The 17963-nt window shown below is 37.3% G+C and carries 19 protein-coding genes; 7 read left to right on the forward strand and 12 right to left on the reverse strand.

What is annotated here, in order from left to right; genetic code table 11:
• The first annotated feature begins 46 nt into the window (after nucleotides 1–46).
• Nucleotides 47–769 carry a hypothetical protein gene (locus ACT9TX_RS04830; protein ID WP_481337092.1) on the forward strand — a complete coding sequence of 241 codons (723 nt, stop codon included), beginning with the start codon at nucleotides 47–49 and terminating at the stop codon, nucleotides 767–769.
• A 78-nt stretch (nucleotides 770–847) separates the two neighbouring features.
• Here ACT9TX_RS04830 and ACT9TX_RS04835 read toward each other — a convergent pair whose 3' ends face one another.
• From ACT9TX_RS04835 to ACT9TX_RS04860, 6 genes are all read right to left on the reverse strand, one after another.
• On the reverse strand, nucleotides 848–2737 hold the full coding sequence (locus ACT9TX_RS04835) for a T9SS type B sorting domain-containing protein (protein ID WP_481337093.1): 1890 nt from the start codon (nucleotides 2735–2737) through the stop codon (nucleotides 848–850).
• Nucleotides 2738–2823: 86 nt separating this feature from the next.
• Nucleotides 2824–3675: a ParA family protein gene (locus tag ACT9TX_RS04840; protein ID WP_481337094.1), complete on the reverse strand. Its 852-nt coding sequence runs from the start codon at nucleotides 3673–3675 to the stop codon at nucleotides 2824–2826.
• A 92-nt stretch (nucleotides 3676–3767) separates the two neighbouring features.
• The gene (locus ACT9TX_RS04845; protein ID WP_481337095.1) at nucleotides 3768–4406 is read right to left on the reverse strand and encodes a class I SAM-dependent methyltransferase; all 639 of its coding nucleotides are present in this window, start codon (nucleotides 4404–4406) and stop codon (nucleotides 3768–3770) included.
• An 83-nt stretch (nucleotides 4407–4489) separates the two neighbouring features.
• Entirely contained in the window at nucleotides 4490–5722 is a 1233-nt protein-coding gene (locus ACT9TX_RS04850; protein ID WP_481337096.1) for a PKD domain-containing protein, read from the reverse strand.
• Nucleotides 5723–5811: 89 nt separating this feature from the next.
• Nucleotides 5812–7044: a PKD domain-containing protein gene (locus ACT9TX_RS04855; protein WP_481337097.1), complete on the reverse strand. Its 1233-nt coding sequence runs from the start codon at nucleotides 7042–7044 to the stop codon at nucleotides 5812–5814.
• Nucleotides 7045–7500: 456 nt separating this feature from the next.
• Entirely contained in the window at nucleotides 7501–8466 is a 966-nt protein-coding gene (locus ACT9TX_RS04860; protein WP_481337098.1) for an L-threonylcarbamoyladenylate synthase, read from the reverse strand.
• Nucleotides 8467–8598: 132 nt separating this feature from the next.
• On the opposite strand from ACT9TX_RS04860, the gene ACT9TX_RS04865 reads away from it, so the two are divergent.
• The gene (locus tag ACT9TX_RS04865; protein WP_481337099.1) at nucleotides 8599–8892 is read left to right on the forward strand and encodes a hypothetical protein; all 294 of its coding nucleotides are present in this window, start codon (nucleotides 8599–8601) and stop codon (nucleotides 8890–8892) included.
• Here the strand turns inward: ACT9TX_RS04865 and ACT9TX_RS04870 are convergent.
• Entirely contained in the window at nucleotides 8870–9919 is a 1050-nt protein-coding gene (locus tag ACT9TX_RS04870) for an RluA family pseudouridine synthase (protein WP_481337100.1), read from the reverse strand. The genes ACT9TX_RS04865 and ACT9TX_RS04870 overlap by 23 nt on opposite strands.
• Nucleotides 9920–10010: 91 nt before the next feature.
• Between ACT9TX_RS04870 and lipB the strand changes: the two genes are divergently transcribed.
• Nucleotides 10011–10721, forward strand: coding sequence for a lipoyl(octanoyl) transferase LipB (gene lipB / locus ACT9TX_RS04875; RefSeq protein WP_481337101.1), 711 nt, complete (start codon nucleotides 10011–10013; stop codon nucleotides 10719–10721).
• On the opposite strand, the gene ACT9TX_RS04880 is transcribed toward lipB, so the two are convergent.
• On the reverse strand, nucleotides 10722–11294 hold the full coding sequence (locus ACT9TX_RS04880) for an ORF6N domain-containing protein (RefSeq protein WP_481337102.1): 573 nt from the start codon (nucleotides 11292–11294) through the stop codon (nucleotides 10722–10724).
• A gap of 59 nt (nucleotides 11295–11353) precedes the next feature.
• Nucleotides 11354–12346 carry a sugar phosphate nucleotidyltransferase gene (locus ACT9TX_RS04885; RefSeq protein ID WP_481337103.1) on the reverse strand — a complete coding sequence of 331 codons (993 nt, stop codon included), beginning with the start codon at nucleotides 12344–12346 and terminating at the stop codon, nucleotides 11354–11356.
• A gap of 276 nt (nucleotides 12347–12622) precedes the next feature.
• Between ACT9TX_RS04885 and surE the strand changes: the two genes are divergently transcribed.
• From surE to ACT9TX_RS04900, 3 genes are all read left to right on the forward strand, one after another.
• Nucleotides 12623–13411, forward strand: a complete 789-nt coding sequence (surE, locus tag ACT9TX_RS04890; protein ID WP_481337104.1) for a 5'/3'-nucleotidase SurE — start codon at nucleotides 12623–12625, stop codon at nucleotides 13409–13411.
• 34 nt (nucleotides 13412–13445) lie between these two features.
• Nucleotides 13446–13742, forward strand: a complete 297-nt coding sequence (locus ACT9TX_RS04895; RefSeq protein WP_481337105.1) for a hypothetical protein — start codon at nucleotides 13446–13448, stop codon at nucleotides 13740–13742.
• A gap of 176 nt (nucleotides 13743–13918) precedes the next feature.
• On the forward strand, nucleotides 13919–14818 hold the full coding sequence (locus tag ACT9TX_RS04900) for an MBL fold metallo-hydrolase (RefSeq protein ID WP_481337106.1): 900 nt from the start codon (nucleotides 13919–13921) through the stop codon (nucleotides 14816–14818).
• Nucleotides 14819–14952: 134 nt separating this feature from the next.
• On the opposite strand, the gene ACT9TX_RS04905 is transcribed toward ACT9TX_RS04900, so the two are convergent.
• From ACT9TX_RS04905 to ACT9TX_RS04915, 3 genes are all read right to left on the reverse strand, one after another.
• Complete coding sequence (locus ACT9TX_RS04905; RefSeq protein ID WP_481337107.1) at nucleotides 14953–15432, reverse strand: PIN domain-containing protein; 480 nt, start codon at nucleotides 15430–15432, stop codon at nucleotides 14953–14955.
• Nucleotides 15422–16207 carry a hypothetical protein gene (locus ACT9TX_RS04910; protein ID WP_481337108.1) on the reverse strand — a complete coding sequence of 262 codons (786 nt, stop codon included), beginning with the start codon at nucleotides 16205–16207 and terminating at the stop codon, nucleotides 15422–15424. The genes ACT9TX_RS04905 and ACT9TX_RS04910 overlap by 11 nt, the downstream gene beginning before the upstream one ends.
• 133 nt (nucleotides 16208–16340) lie before the next feature.
• Nucleotides 16341–16820, reverse strand: coding sequence for a YkgJ family cysteine cluster protein (locus ACT9TX_RS04915; protein ID WP_481337109.1), 480 nt, complete (start codon nucleotides 16818–16820; stop codon nucleotides 16341–16343).
• Between the two features lie 66 nt (nucleotides 16821–16886).
• Between ACT9TX_RS04915 and ACT9TX_RS04920 the strand changes: the two genes are divergently transcribed.
• Nucleotides 16887–17828, forward strand: a complete 942-nt coding sequence (locus tag ACT9TX_RS04920) for a sterol desaturase family protein (protein ID WP_481337111.1) — start codon at nucleotides 16887–16889, stop codon at nucleotides 17826–17828.
• Nucleotides 17829–17963 lie beyond the last annotated feature (135 nt).

The raw sequence follows: 17963 nt of genomic DNA on the forward strand, positions 1-17963 counted from the left end.
ACTGTGAAAAGCGTTTTTAGAATTATTCACTCAACAAAAAATATGTATGAAGCATCTGTCTCAAATAATCAGTAGCATTATGTTGCTCTTTATTACTTGTTCTACTAACGCTCAAGAAAATAGCCCGTGGAAAAACTATGTTAGCCAAACAGTATCAGGTGTGCTATTAGCACCAGGCTCACATGAATATAGCCTTACAAGCGGCCAAGGTTTTTTAGTGTATTTTAGAAATGATAATAAAGTAGCAGTAACAGTTACTGGTATTTTAACTGCACGTACTACTTGTGGCAATATTGTTTCTACTCGCTTTAAACTTTCATTAGCACCAGGCGAAATAGCTTCTGGTAGCAATGGTGATGTAGCAAAAGCAAATGGACAAAGTGGCTGGGTAAGCGCAGCAGAATGTGCTGGTGTAAGATATACTAAAATACCTAAGTATGTTAATCGCATTAGTAATGTATCGCTGGGCGACATACGCGTAATAACAGTATCTGGTGGTGTTGTAAAACCAGATGTTACGCCTACCATAGCACCTGTAAAAGAAACAATTGCACCTGTAGTTACCACACCAGTAATTACAGTACCTAAGTTCGATTCGATAGGCTACTATAAATCGCAATGGAACTACACAAAAGATTCTCTTTTAAACGAAATACATTTACTGAAAGTAAAAAACAGTGCCTTAATAGATACCATTAACTACAAAACTGTTATCTACAATAATTTACAAAATACATTGCTAAATACAAGCAAGAAAAAGAAGAAATAACATTTAATGCCTTACACACAAATGCCTCTTGAATAATACAAGAGGCATTTGTTTTTATAACAGTAATCATTTAATACATCATCGCACTATCATCACCGTACCCTTCTGAGTAATATTGGTACGAGAGCGAATGCTATAATTAGCATACCATACAAATACACCTGCCTGCAAGTTTCCATTTACACGGCCATCCCATTTTTTAGCAGGATTATTGGTAGCAAATATCACTTCACCAAAGCGATTGAACACTTTAAACGTATAATCTGTAACAGCTGTAATATTGCCCCAAGGACCAAACGTATCATTTCTGTAATCACCATTTGGTGTAAAGGCATTGGGGAAGAAAATATCATCGCAATTAACTGTTACATAAGCACTATCAGTAGCAGTACAACCATCTTTATCAGTAACTGTTACATAATAATTACCCGTATTAACTACCGAAAAAGTGGCTTTTGTAGAAGCATCTTGCCACTTATAACTTGCATAACCCGTACCTGCATTTAGCACATAAGTTTGGCCAGGGCAAATGGTGGTATCTCTACCAATGTTAACCTTTAAAGTGTTGGGCAAATCTACCAATGTAGCATTGGTAATATTTACAAAGCAATTATTCGCATCATACACCTTTATTCCATAGTCACCTGCTGATAAATTAGTTGCTTTATTAGTACTAGCTACATTAGGCAACCATTGGTAAGTATAAGGTGGTGTAGCACCAGTAATAGTAAGCTCTACACTACCCTTAGTGGTACATTTTGGGTTCACCAAATTAAGTGCTTGTACAGTTGCTGCCGTAGGTTGTGTAATGGTTGCTGTAGCTTGAACCGTACAGGTATTTGGTGCAATAATAGTGACGGTATAAGTACCTGCTTTTACATTGCTTATTAGCGCTGTGTTTTGCGTAGGCACAGTATTCCATATGTATTGATAATTATTGGCTGCGCCAATGATTTGCACCTGTGCACTACCAGTTGCAGAGTCATAACAATTTACATTTTTAATTACCGTAGTACTTACATCTATCACATTCAACGATTGCGATGAAGTAACTGTACCTAATGTAGGATGTGTGACTGTAAGCTTAACCGTGTAAACACCCGGCGCACTATAACTGTGTGATGGTGCCTGACCAGTACCAATATTGTTTACACCAGTAGAAGGTTCACCAAAATCCCATGTGTAAGTAGATGGGCAAACAACATCGTTACCATTAAACTGTACATACCTATTTACGCTACAGGTGTAAGTAAAATTGGCATTATTAGCAGGCACTTCGCCAATGGTAAAATCATCCATGGCAAAGCCATCATAATCATTACACCTATTACCTGCGCCAAAAGTAAATCTGAAAATAACATGCGTTTGGCCAGCTAAAAAATTCAGAGCATGTTTTGCAGAAACCCATTTACCTAAACCACCACCCAAACCACCATTACAAGCTGCTGTGGGCTGAATATTGCCTGTCCAGCCAGCACTGCCTAGTGTGTTAATCGTTTGCGTATTAAACCAATTATCATAGGGGCAAGCTTGCCCGTCAGCATAAGTACCTAATGGTTGAAACGTCCTGCCACTATCTATTGAATACTGTAAGCTAGCGCCATCATAGCGATTTTCTGTTTCCCAAAACACTTTAACCGTTAAATAAGGATTGGTCAATGACGATAAATCAAAGCAAGGGCTTTGGATGTATGAGTTTTCACCATTATTGTATTGGCTTTGCGTCAACCCACCGGTAACCCAACAATTTACACCACTATTGGCTTGGCTAATGACACGTTTTCTTACTTCGCCCCACACCCAACTTGGTGATGTACCACCTACAAACCAGCCACCATTTGAGGCTTCAAAATCTTGCGTATACGGATAGGTATTAATACTGCTACTACATTGTGCCAATAAAGTTTTGCTGCCCACAACAGACAATAACAAAAACACAATAAAATACAATAACTTTTTAGGGGGCATACGCACAATTTCGACAACCAAACTACAAATGTGGGCTTTTGTTTACAAAGCTACAGTAGGTTTTTGATGAACGTAGGTAGTACTAGCTACAAAGATTGAGAAAGTTGTACATTTTCAGAAAAAGTAGCAGCAATATCAGGCTTTAATTCAACCACTTTACCTCTATAAACTCTAAAAATATCCCAACTCATTTTTACACAAATTTCATCCCAAAGATTCTCGTAGTAAACAATAGATTTAGTGTCTTTCAGTTGGTGAAAGATTGAGGTTTTACTTTGGCTGATGGTTTCTATCTCTGAATAAAAAGGGATATAATTTTCTAGCTGATTAATTAATGAAGCTTCGCCAGCCAAGTACGTTTTGTGCAGTTTCTTTTGTATTTGCACCATATTAAAAAAGCTGAAAATTGTGGCTTTTGATGTCTGTAGTTTTTGCATCGCTGCTAGCAACATATCATTGCAATACATAGACAATGGTGCAGGAATGTTAGGTACTAAAAGCAAGTCAGTTGCACAAAAAACATTGTCGTGCAGTGTAAACTTTCCAGGTGGGCAATCAATAATTACTACATCATAATCATCAGCAACTTTAGCCAATATATTTTTTACCAACTGATTACTTAAAAAATCAAGCTTCGTAAGCTGTGAGGCATGGTTAATAAATTGGTCAGAGAAATTAGCATCATTAGCTATAATATCAATATGGTAAGTATCTGCAGGTTGTATCACTTCGTAAATAGAAATGTAGCTACTAAAAAGCTTTCCAAAATTTTGGTTATTCTGGTGCGACCTGTTGAAGAAAAAACTAGTACCGCCTTGTGCGTCTAAATCCCAAACCAACACACTTAAATTCATTTTTGCAAGCAAACACGCCAAGTTAATGGTTGTGGTAGTTTTACCTACACCACCCTTAATGTTGTATACAGCAATTATTTTCATGTTGGTGTTATGGGGAGAAAATGCTTTTGTTAAAGGTAACAATAATTTTATGATACTATTAACATCAACAAATTTACACCACTTCAAAAGCCTTACTGCTGCTGTAATATTAGCACCTGCACCCATACAGGCTCGCCATTTTCTAGCACTTTAATCTCTTTTTGTAATGTGCAAAATGGTAGCAACTGCGCAATAAAAGGCTTGGCCAATAAGCGCTGTGGTGTGCTTAAAACAATGGTTGTTTGTTTGGCAAGAAATGCCTGTATCATCTGAAAAAGCACCGCAAAAGCAGCTGGCTCGTAGTTAATATCGCTTAGCAATAAAACATCTGTAGTAATAGTATTTGGCACAGCAAACCAGTTAATAATCTGGTAGTCGATATTGGTAAACTGATGATGGTCGGCTGAGGCTTTTACAAAGTCTAATGGTGCTTGCACATAATCGCTACAACACACAGTTTGCGCATATTTTGCAGCTACTAACGATGGCAAACCTAAACCTGCAGCTAATTCTAATACACGTTTATCTTGTAACAATTGAGGCTGCTGCTGTAAAAATATACTCAAGCCAATAGCACTCGGCCAAACCTTTGCCCAATAAGGAAAATCTACATTTTCATCTAGCGCTTTTTGCTGTAAATAAGCTTGCTGAACCTCTGATTGTAGGGGTATAAATAATTCAAATGAACTACCGCTTAATTGAAAGGTTTGTAGATGTTTCGTAAAGTTCATGTCAATCATTCAAATCTTTCAATCAATAATACAATCAAAGTAAATCATCTCTATCATCACTAATCAGCGGTTATAATAAGCGGTTACTTAGCCCCTACCGATACGGTTCTGTAAGTGGTATCAGCACAGCCATTACCTTGTACTATTAAGCGTACGGTGTAGTTAGTAGCAGCAGTGGTTTTGGTGTAAGTATTTTCTATAAAACTGCTGTAATTATTATCAGTAGCACCATTACCAAAATCCCACAAAAATGCACTGATACCGCCATGCGCAATGGTAGATTGGCTGTTAAAACTATACTTAGTTGTAGTGCTTGTATTATTTACCAATGTGGTATAAAAGCTTGCTTTAGGTTTTGGATTTTCACCCTTTGCATTAACCAGTTTATGCGTTTTATAAATCACTCTGTTGTTTAAAACAATGGTCATTATCACATCGTAATCGTTCATGTATTTATACACGTACTTAATGGGGTAAGGTGCCGTGGTATCGCCTCTGCCGTCAGAAAAATTCCACACATAATAAGCACCCGATGGCACATTGGTAGCAGTAGGTGTAAATAAAAAATATTCATTCGTGCAAGCATCGTAAGCTACTGCGTTAAAGTCACCAGTTATAGGGTAATTGGCCAATACTGTTACATTCACAGTTGTATCTGCGGTACAGCCTGCATCTGTTTGTATGGTTAGCTTTACAGGGTATACTTTATCAGTAGTAGCACTAGGAAATTGATGTCTTATTAAACCATTAGCAACCGTATCTATTTTGCTACCATCATTCCAATTCCAACGGTATTGCACAATAGCACCACGGTTTACACTCGAAGCACTGTTGAATGTGAAGTAATTTAGGTTATCGTTAAAATCGTTTTTAAAAGAGAAAATAGCAACAGGCTTTAACTGCTGCCCCCAAGCTTTTACGGGAAAAGTAGCCGTAGCAATTACTTCCTGCGAAGCATTTTTTACATCTAGTCGTATCACATAAGGCGATGGTGCATCGTAACCATGTTGCACCGTTTTACCAGTAGCAATATTACCATCACCAAAGTACCAGTTAAATGTAACATTGGTAGGTAAATTAGTAGTACTAGCTGTTAGTTTAAATATCTCTGTACTTGGGTAGCAAGGCGCTGTTTTAGTATAGTATATGGTTACTGAACCTACAGAAACATAAGTAGTATCATTAGAGGTTTTTATTGTACCAATAATACCATCACCATCGGTAGCGGTATCAGGTGTTACATCTGTTTTTTTGCACGATGCTACCATTACCGCTACCAGCAACACTACACTACAATATGCAACCAGTTTCTTCATTAATTACTCAGTCATTTATTTACTCAAGCACTTTTATTTCTCAGTATTTCAGTGCCTCTGTGGCAAACATTATCAGTGGCTAATCCATTTTATAAAGCCGGTATCACAAACGTACCTGTAGCTGTATCCTTACAGCCACTATTGCCTGTAACTATAAATCGTACAGTTTGTGTTTGGCTAGTGGTTGTCTTTTTGTAGGTCTGTTCTATATAAGTGTTAAAATTATCGTCAACAGTACCGTTAGAAAACTCCCATCTATACCCTGTAAAATAACCATGCGGTATGTTAGACTGGCTATAAAAAGCCCAACTAACACTTGTTGCATCTTCAGATTTTACATTCTTTATAAACAAAGCCACAGGTCTTACATTTTGGCCCTGTGCTCGTATAGATTTATTGGTTTTGTAAATGATATTGCCCTTGTAAGTCACCGTCATCTTTACATCATAATTATTCTGATAAGTAAAATAATGTTTTACAGGATTACCAGTGGCAGTACCACTTGCATCAGCAAAATCCCAAGTAAATACACAGCCACTTGGTATACCAGTAACAGTTGGTGTAAATACAAAGTATTCGTTGCTACATACATCATAACTCACCGCATCAAAACTGCCACTTGGTGCAAATACGGCAGCCACTGGTACCGATACAACAGCCGTGTCTTTACAACCAGAATTTGCCGTAGCCACCAGCTTTACAGGATATACAATATCACTAGCCACTTGCGGAAAATTGTGTGGCGTAAAAGCGTTAGCCGTACTTGTAGTTGTACCATCACCCCAATCCCAAAAATAGTTGGTAAGTGTACCACGCTGTACAGATGATTGGCTTGTAAAAGCCATATTATTTACATAGTTCACATCATAAATCTGACTGCTAAAAACCGCATGAGGCGTTACTTGCTGCCCCCAAGCTTTCACATTTACAGTAGTAGTACTTAATACAGAACCAGCACTATTTTTAATGGTACATATCACCGTGTAAGCACCCGTTGTTTCGTAAATGTTTTTTACTGTACTACCTGTAGATGTTTGTCCATCACCAAAATCCCAGTTATAAGTTGCGCCGCTAGGCAAGCCTGTTGCCGTTGCAGTAAAGGCAAAAATCTCATTGCTTGGGTAGCAAGCCGACGTTTTACTGTACTTAATAGTAACTGTACCAAGTGTTACAGACACCGTGTCTTTATAAGCCGATGTTGTACCGCCCACAGCAGGCGTTCCAGTTTCACCGTTTGCAGGTGTATCCACCCCTTTACTACAGGCCAACATCAACCCGCAAAAAGTCAGTAAAAAAAACAATATTCTAGGCATACTTTTCATACTATTGGGTTATCTCATGCAAAGTAACTAAACTATTAATGTAAGCTACTATTATATGATACATTTCAGCCCCATTTTGATGCATTTGTAGATAATTTACTACACAATACTACAAGTATGAACATTATTGGATAAAACCGACTAACAAAGTTGAATAATCATGTAACCGGCAGTAGTACTACTATGATGCTTCCGTTGTGTCACTCTACCGATAGCTATCGGTATGTACGTTCTGTTCGCTGCGCAGCATTGCGAAACAGCGCAACCAAATTCAAGTCGCATTAAAAGGCATTTTACTTAATACCTCTAGTAGCCCTATCGCACATCTATAACGTAAGATGAACGAAGGATGAGTAGAGATACAGCATAGAAATACAACCTCTAGCCAATAGTTATCAGCTAGCATGTTAGCTCCAATTCTTATTCAAAAGAGAGAATATGATGCTGAAATTGCAACTACTTATGCAGCACTTGTGCCCTTTCTAGCCTATCGTTAATGGCTTTTCCTAGCCCTTCATCAGGAAAAGTTTCTGCAATAATTACATCATAACCTTTGCCATCTAGCTGTCGCATTACATTGAATAAATGTTGTGCAGCTTCTACCAAACTACCATTTGTAGAAAGTAAGTATTGGTCTTTTGTTGCTATGCCTTCGTAATAAATGTTCAACCCAATAATGGCCACCTTTTTATCTGCAAACTCAGGTAATAATGTATTGACATCACCACGTAGTAAAGGTGTGGTAGTAGCATAGTGGCTTTTCAGTTGCCCCGGTGTAAGCGGCTGATGTGTAGTAGAAGAAGGTAATTGCACCGCTTTACCTATCACTGCTTCTATGGCTTCTATACTTACACCACCCACACGGTGTAATATCACTTCATCCTCTATCACTTCTACAATGGTAGATTCTACACCCACCGTACAAGCACCACCATCTAAAATGTAAGGAATTCTACCACTTAAGCCATCATACACATGCTGCGCTGTGGTAGGGCTTACATAGCCAAATACATTGGCACTTGGTGCCGCCAAAGGAAATGGTAATTGTTGCAATAGTTGCAACGTTAAGGCATGGTCAGGCATACGAACCGCCACTTTAGGGCTACCTGCTGTTACCAAATCTGGCACTATTGGTAGCTTGGGCAATAGCAATGTAAAAGCGCCAGGCATTAAAGCATTAGCAAGTGTTAGGGCTAAGTCGCTCATAATGGCATATTGTGCTATGGCTACAATACTGCCCACATGTATAATCAGCGGATTAAAACGCGGTCTATTTTTAGCTTCAAATATCTGCACCACCGCTTTTTCATCAAGTGCATTGGCAGCCAAGCCATACACAGTTTCAGTTGGTATTGCTACCAATTGCCCTTGTTGTAAAATACTAGCTGCTGCCTGCACATCTGTGCCAATAGTTGTTTGCATAAATACCTTGCTAAAGCCGCAAAAATACTAGGTTGTGGTGGTTTATTGTGCGTGTTGCTTATTTGTTGCTACGTATGCGTGAAAATAGGGAGTATCCAATTAAGTGTGTAAGTATTAAACTTGCACAATCACATGAAAAAAGATCAAAACGATTTATTGAAAGGTTTACCAGTAGATTTTTTCAAACAATTTAAGAGAGGGGAAGATTTTACTGGTTTTATGGATGCGTTGTTTAAACGCGGTGTTGAAGAGATGCTAGCAGGTGAGCTAGATGCGCATTTAGGCTATGAAAAGCACGGTAGTGCTACAAGTAGCAATAAACGTAATGGTAGCAAAACCAAAACAAAAGCCCCGCTTTTCAGCAGGGCTTTATTATTGTTAATCGTGTATCGTTATTCTAGGACTAGACAATATTTCTGTGAGTGATATAAGTGCGCCATTTGGTAATCATTTGCTGCATATCGTTTGGTAATTCTGCAGTAAAAAATACTTCTTCATTGGTGCGTGGGTGAACAAAGCCAAGCGTTTGTGCATGTAAGGCGCAGCGTGGGCAAGCTTCAAAACAATTGTCTACAAATTGCTTGTACTTGGTATAAATAGTGCCTTTTAGTATTCTGTCGCCACCGTATTCCCAATCGTTAAATAATGTGTGGCCAATGTGTTTCATATGTACACGAATTTGGTGTGTGCGACCAGTTTCTAGCACGCATTGCACCATCGTTACATAGTTAAAGCGCTCTAGTACATTATAGTGCGTAATGGCGTGTTTACCAGTCTCTCCATCAGGGTAGGCGGCAAACATTTTTCTATTTTGATGGTGACGAGCAATATGCGCTACTATGGTACCATTATCTTCTTCTACATTGCCCCAAACTACTGCAACGTACTTACGTTTTACAGTATGGTTAAAAAATTGCTTCGATAAATGTGCAGCGGCAGCCCCATTTTTTGCAATAACAATTAAGCCTGTGGTATTTTTATCAATGCGATGCACCATGCCAAAGCGTGGCAGCTTTTCTTCGTCAATATTGGGGTTTTGCTGTTGCAAATGATACACCACACCATTTAACAACGTGCCACTAAAGTTGCCCACACCAGGATGTACTACCATATTTGGCGGCTTGTTAATTACCATTACATCCTCATCCTCATAAACAATATTTAAAGGAATATTTTCTGATTTAACAGTAGTGTACTCTGGGTTTATTAAACTCATTAATACAATATCATCGCCTGGTCTTATGCGGTAATTGCACTTAACTGTTTTGCCATTAACGGTTAAAAAACCAGCATCAATAGCATTTTGCACCTTGTTACGTGTAACGCCTTCAACATGGCTTTGCACCCATTTATCTATGCGTGTCGCTTCTTGACCTTTATCTACCGTAAACGATTTACGCTCATAAAGTTCTTCGCTATTGTCTTCTTGTATTATTTCAACATCAACATTCATACAGCGCAAATATAGACAGATGCTTTGCTAATGTGATTTTCATGTTTATAACTCACCCACAAAAACACTAAAGGTTGGCTAAATTTGTAGTATGAAGCAGGAAGTATTTTTTAAAGATTTGGGCAAACGTTCGTACAAAGAAGTGTGGGATTTGCAAGAAGTGCTGTTAAAACAGAATGTTGATGCTAAAGCGCAATTAAATCATTTGCCACCAAGTGCGGTTGGTACGGTAGCTACTTTCAATCATTTATTGTTTGTAGAACATCCGCCTGTATATACATTAGGTAAAAGTGGTCATCAAGAAAATGTACTGATTGGTGAAGCAGAAAGAGCTAAGCAGGGTATTGAATTTTTTCACATCAATAGAGGTGGCGATATTACGTTTCATGGTCCTGAACAGTTGGTTGGTTACCCAATATTAGACCTAGATAAATTTAAAACCGATTTAAGCTGGTATTTGCGCAGCCTTGAAGAAGTGATTATAATGACCATGGCAGAATATGGCCTTAAAGGTGAGCGAAGCACTGGTGAAACTGGTGTGTGGATTGAGCCAAATGTGCCTGGTAGTGAGCGTAAAATTTGTGCTATGGGTATTAAATGTAGCCGATGGATAACCATGCATGGCTTTGCATTTAATGTTAACACCGATTTGAGTTACTTTAATAATATTGTGCCTTGCGGTATTGCTAATAAGCAAGTAACATCACTGCAAAAAGAACTTGGTACTACTGTGCCAATGAGCGATGTAAAACAACGTGTAAAACGCAATTTTGAGTTTGTGTTTGAAGCTTACTTGGTATAGTTATTTATTGGGTTTAAAGCCTATTCTGTCTCTTTCTTCCCATTTGCGTTGCGATGCTTTTTCGTCGAGTATGTTTTCCATTGCATCGTAAATTTGGCTTAGTTGAACATCGTGTTCGCTGAGTCTTTCTTTTATTGCCTGCAACTGTTCTTTTATATCTTGTTGTTGCAGCACTATTTTTCTTATAGCCACAAAGGCACGCATGATATTGATGTTCATGTTGATGGCTTTGTCGCTGTTTAAAATACCGCTAAGCATAGCAATACCTTGTTCAGTAAAAGCGTAAGGTAAGTATTTGGAATGTTGACCTCTACCAGCATTTATCATCACAATTTGTGATGTTGGATGCAAATCATTTTCGTTTAAGGTCGCAAATTGCGACCTTAAAGAGTCGTATTCTTGTTTCGTAAGTTGAAACATGAAGTCTTCAGGAAAGCGCTTGATATTACGTTTTACAGCTTCAGTAAGGCGTTTTGTTTCTACCTCATATAGCGATGCTAAATCTCTATCTAGCATTACTCTTTCTCCACGTATAGTGTGTATTCTATTTTGAATAGATTGAATGATTTGCATAGTCATTATTTACAAACTAAAAATAAGCTTGCATAATGATATATCAAAATTGTAGTCTGTTATCCAAAGTCTATCTCTGTATTGTCGCCAATATTTAAGCTACGGCTTAAGCCTTTTACTGAGGCATCGCTACCAATTAATGAATTATCTAAAACCACTTCAAACAAATTGGTGTAAGAGCCTATAATGCTATCTCTAACAATTGAGTGGTTGATGGTGGTGTTTGCACCAATAGCTACGTTAGGGCCAATAATAGCATTTTCAATATTACAACCTGGCGCAATACTTACAGGCGGAACGATGATAGTATTTTTAAAAGAATGATCGCTGATAATATTGGCACCAAATTTTTTCAGTAAAATAGCATTACTTTCTAGCAGGGTTTCTTTTTTACCGCAATCAAACCAGTTTTTAACCTTAAACGATTTAAACTTAGCACCACGCTTTATCATACAGTCTAAAGCATCTGTAAGGTTATATTCACCGTAGGATTTTATGTTTTGACTAAATAATTGGTGCAAGCATTCGTATAAAAAATGGCTCTCTTTAATTTTATACAAGCCTACTAGAGCCATATTGCTTTTTGGTATGGCTGGCTTTTCTACTAATTGTTCTATAAAACCTTCTTCATTTACACTAGCTACACCAAAGTTGCGTGGGTCATCTACTTTTTTTATGCCTAGCATACTAAAAGGGCTATCCATCACTTCTTTAATATCGTAATCGCAAATGGTATCGCCAAGCACTACAAACACTTCATCGTCACCAACAATATTTTTGGTAAGTTCTATGGCATGGCCTGTGCCTTGGCGCTCATTTTGATACACAAAATGCGTAGTCAATTCTGGGTAAGTTTGCATAACATACTCTTGAATTTTTTCACCTAAATAGCCCACGATGAAAATAAATTCTGTAATGCCTGCCTCGTTTAATTGGTCTACAATAAAACTCAAAATCGTTTTGCCAGCTATTGGTATTAATGCCTTTGGCTGTGTATATGTGTGTGGTCTAAGCTTTGCACCTGCACCTGCCACTGGAATAATTGCCTTCATTTTTGGGGTATTTTTTTGACGAGTAACACTTTAATGCACGTTATTAGTAAGCGTAAATAAGTAGTTAGTTAGGTGTTATAAACTTTTAAAAACACGAACTCTTTACTTCTCATCGGGGTGCAAAATAGGAAAATCTTTATAAACGCTTCTTTTTGGCTAGTTACTCGCCTTTTTCTATTGTTGTTTTGACACTTTATCTGCTGCGCAAATGATAAAATACTATTAATATAGCACACCTATTTACCATCTTAAAACCAATAGTTTTATATTGCAGGCATGGCAAAAGCGAAGAAACAAACAGAAGAACCAGTTATTCTTATTACAAACGATGATAGTATTGGTGCGCCAGGCATTAGGGCTTTGGCAGAAGCAGTAATAGGTTTAGGGCGCATTGTAGTAGTAGCGCCAGATAAACCGCAAAGTGGTATGGGGCATGCCATTACCATTGGCCATCCTTTGCGCATGCAAAAAGTAAATTTTATAGAAGGTGTAGAAGCCTATACTTGTAGCGGTACACCTGTAGACTGCGTAAAACTGGCCGTAGATAAAATCTTGCACCGTAGGCCAAATATTTGTTTAAGTGGTGTTAATCATGGGGCAAATCATAGCATTAATGTTATTTACAGCGGTACTATGAGTGCAGCTATGGAAGCTTCTATTGAAGGCATTCCTTCTGCGGGTTTTTCATTGTTAGATTATTCTATGGAGGCAGATTTTACGGCAGCAAAAATTTATGTAAGAAAAATTGCTGAACTGCTTTTAACCAAAACGAAAGACAAGCATTTACTACTAAACGTAAACATACCAATAGCCACACCTGACATGATTAAGGGCATTAAAATTTGCCGTCAGGCTTATGCCAAATACGAAGAAGATTTTGATGAACGCAAAGACCCACACGGCAAAAACTATTATTGGCTTACTGGTGAGTTTATCAATTTTGATAAGGGTAAAGACACCGATGTGTGGGCTTTGGCAAATAATTATGTAAGTGTTGTGCCTGTTCAGTTTGACCTTACTAATTATGAGCTAAAAGCTAAGATGGAAAAGTCTTGGAAATTATAACTACGCACATCACAATCATTGATAAATACAAGCTATGTTTCTTACAAAAGATAATTTAATTCTAGGTGTTGTGTTGGGTATTTTAGCGCCATTTTTAGGCTTGCTAGGTTTTTATTTTGGTAAGTTTAGTGCGCTGAGTTTTACAGATTTCTTACACTTTTTAGCCATTTACAAAACTTTGTTTACATCGGTAATTAGTGTATCGCTAATTGTAAATGCAGGCATATTCACCCTTTACATCAATTCAAGAAAAGATAAAACCGCTAGAGGCATTTTTGCAGCTACGTGTATATATGCCATTGTGTGTATTGTGGTGAAGTTTTGGGTGTAAATAAGATAATCACTGATTATAATGATGCTAATGAAATAAATGAGTGACTTTTTTTAATGATTTTACGAATGGTAATTAAGAAATTGCATTATCTAAATTAGATTAGTACTTTCATGTTTAGTTTCATTTCTTACAAGGAATCATTTTAATCATTACAATCATTCAAATCATACACTATGCAACGTCGTTCATTTTTACGCACTACAGGTTTATCTGCTGGCTTATTAGCGCTTGCGCCTAAACATTTGCTAGCCAATTTGCTACAACAGCCTGCTTTTAAAATAACCATGTTGCGTAACGATGTAGGTATTTTTACCGAACGTGGCGGTACTATTGCTTTTCACGTGTCTAAAAAAGGTATTGTAGTGGTTGACTCACAATTTCCTGACCAATCGAAGCATTTAATTGAGGAGCTAAAAAAGCAACACGAACAGCCGTTTACCTACCTTATAAATACCCATCATCATGGTGACCATACAGGCGGCAACATTAGCTTTAAAGATATCGTGGGTCATGTGGTAGGCCACGACAATTGCCTAGCCAATTATAAACGTGTAGCCGCTACGCAAAAAAATGAAGACAAGCAATTGTTTCAAGACATCACCTTTACCGATACTTGGAAGCAAAAAGTAGGCAGCGAACGCATAAAAGCCCACTACTTTGGTGCAGGCCATACCAATGGCGATGCGATTATACATTTTGAACATGCTAACGTTGCACACATGGGTGATTTGTTGTTTAACAGACGTTACCCTGTAATAGATAGAAGTGCTGGTGCAAGCCTTAAAAGCTGGACGCAGGTACTTGATAAAACCTTAACCACTTTTGATAATGAGACTTTGTTTGTGTTTGGCCACGCCTTTAACCCCGAAAAAGTAACTGGCAATAAAGAGGATATTAAAGTATTTAAAGACTACATAGAAAAACTACTTGCCTTTGTAGATGGCGAAATAAAAGCAGGCAAAACCAAAGACGAGATTGTAAAAGCCAAAGCCATACCTGGCGTTACAGAAATGCAAGGCAACGGTATTGATAGAAACCTGCAAGCAGCTTATGAAGAGTTGACGGCTAAATAATTTGTAGGCTTCTTTAGGTACTATTTTGAATTAGAAAACGTTTCGCACTTACTCTTGCTTATCAAACTTTCGAGATGAGTAGCGCTTCGCTAAACATTATAATAGCAAAGGAGCGCATTTTGGTTTTGTTTTGCCTACAAATCCAACACACCAAAAGTTTGACCAAATGGAATGTTAAGGTCAATAAACTGAAACTTTAGAGTTAAATTTTGTTTCAACAAGTTGTAAATTTTCTGGCTCTCCGTATCTGACGAAAGATAGAAATCAACACTCTTTTCTACATCAGCAGTTGCAAATAATTTAGTGTCGTTTGGTATTATATTACGCTCTCGTAGTTGTAATTTGTGTTTATTTTGAAATACTAGTCTTGCAAATTCGCCAGTCTTTTTTGAGTGGTCAAGATTAAATGGAATAATTTGTAAATTCTTTAGAGGCAATTCATGAATATCGCCACCCACACAATATTCTGCAATCGAGATAGTAGAAATATACATTTTAATCTCGTTTTGAAGGAAATAACGAAAATATCCATCTGCATTTTTAAATAATGCTGAATTGTCATTTAAAAAACGCAAGAAAAAACTTGTATCAAGTAAAACGGCTTTATGCATCATAACCTCCTCTTAATTCTCTAAGCCAAGTTTCAGAGTCTATATTTCCAAGCCAAGATTTTTTTGCTCTCTCACGCAATGATTTTAGGTACTTTTCGTCGTAAGATGGTTCGAAATCAACTAATTCAACAAATTTTAGGGAGGATTTATCTAGCTCACCAGTTTCGCTATGTTGTTTTCCAATAGCCCTAATACCGTAAGGTTTTTTATGTATGATATTTTCCTCAAGGTTTTCAAAAAATGAAATAGGCGTATTAATGGTTACACTACCAAACTCATCAGTGTTTATATGAATATTGGTTTTGTCTTTTCCGCCTGCGTTAGTTATTTTACCGTAAAAATAAAACTCAGCGTCAACCCAAATAGCTTCTGTTCTGTAAAGTTGAGTTGTCTTGTCAATCTTTATTTCATTAGAATGATCAAGCGAAGTTTTAATAGTGAACGTGAAATTTTTCTTAGCTGCTATTTCTTGAATATTTTCAAATGCTTTAGCTGTTGACAACTCTAAGAAATCGATGTTTTGAGATTGCTGAACTTGACCAATTATGGCATTGAAACCAATGACGAATTGAATTGAAGTTTTGAAAATATGTTTAACTGAACCAGTTTCAATTTTATAAGCAATGTTCGGTCTGTCTTTTTTATCGCCTGAATAAAGAAGGTTTTCTGCATTTTCTAAGATAGAGATAATCTCTCTGATATCATAATTATCAGGGGATAGTTCGATATTACCTTTTGAGCCAGTAATCCTAATTTCTATTTGTCCTATTTTATCCACTTGTCAAATTTAGTCAAAAAGGGAAAAAAGTAAACTAATTATTTAGAAATGTAGATATTTCAATAAGCACTATTGCTGTGACATTTTATTTTGTCACAAAAATTCTAGGCAATGGGTTTATTAAAGCTGAGTGCTAAGGCATCAATTTTTCCAACACAAAATATACGGCTGGGCAGAAGGTGGCGTTTTTAAGTGTAATGGCTGGTCTTTTTAGCAATACATCTTCATCAGTGTAAGGAAAACGGTGGCAGTCGCTTGGTCTTTGCTCATAAATGCTGCAATAGTTATCGCTACCTAAAAAGGGGCAAGGGGAAGATTTAACCACGTAGTCACCATCGGTATCAAGGTTTAGGTAAGTATCTATAAATACACTTTCACGCAGTTTTAAATGCTTGCTAATGCGTTTAATATCGGTGGTTTTAAAGCGTGGGCTGTAGTTTTTGCAGCAAGCAGCACAGGTTAGGCAATCTATTTTTTCAAAAGCTTCTTCATGTAAGTCAGGCAAAGCTTTTAAAACTTTGTTTTTATCGGCGCGTTGCAAAAAGTGTTTGTACTGCTTGGTGTGGTCTTTACTTTTTTGCTGCCAATTGTCTAAACTTACGTCCTCAACCATACTTAACAATTTAATAGAAATTTATGTGCTTTTGTAATTGTTACTTTGTAATACATACAAAACTACATGGAAGCAATAAGCGAGCAATGGCTCATTTTAATATCTACACCAATTTATTTGGTATTAATTGCTGCCGAGTTATTGCTTTCGCACTGGCAACATCGCAAAAACTACACACTTAAAGATACCATTACTAATGTGTACCTGATGCTGCTAAATGGCAGTATCGATTTGCTGTTTCGTGTGGTGTATTTGGCAGTGTTTGCCTATTGTTTTAGTCACAAATTAATTAGCTGGCATCAAGGCCTTATGTATTGGTTGTTGCTTGTACTAGCAGAAGATTGTTTGTATTATTGGCTACACCGTTTCGACCATGAAATACGCTTTTTCTGGGCCACCCACGTTACACACCATAGTAGCCAAGTAATGAATTTTACAGTTGGTTTTCGCTCTTCTGTATTTCAGCCTTTGTATCGTTTTATTTACTTTTTGCCCTTGCCATTATTGGGTTTTAAGCCGTTGGATATTTTATTTGTATATAGCGCTACGCAAATTTGGGGCATTTTTGTGCATACAGAATTGATAGGTAAAATGGGCTGGCTAGAGCATGTATTGGTTACGCCCTCGCACCATAGGGTGCACCATGCAAGCAACCCAAAATATTTAGATAAAAACATGGGTATGTTTTTAATATTGTGGGATAAATTGTTTGGAACGTTTCAAGCAGAATTGCCTGCGGCAAATTATCAGCCGATAGAATACGGGCTTACGAAAAATATAGACAATGCTAATGCTGCAACCATTGTTTTTCACGAATGGCAGCAAATAGTAAAAGATATTTCGCAACAAAATATTACTTGGGTGCAAAAGCTGCATTATGTATTTGGCCCGCCAGGTTATAGCCACGATGGTAGCAGACAAACGAGCGAAGAAATGCGTGCTGCTGAACAAGAAAATGCCTACAATTTACCACCTCAAAATGCTTCAGAATTAGGTTTTTCTAGCTAAAAACCTAGTTTTTTAAAAATGTGGATAACATTTTTAAAAATTCTCTTTACTTTATTTTTTGTGTTATCATTTCATTTTGTGTTCTAAAATGCATTGTAAAGTGCTAATTATGCTTTTTTATCTTGCCTAAATCAT

Source organism: Parasediminibacterium sp. HNIBRBA5674, from assembly GCF_056745525.1.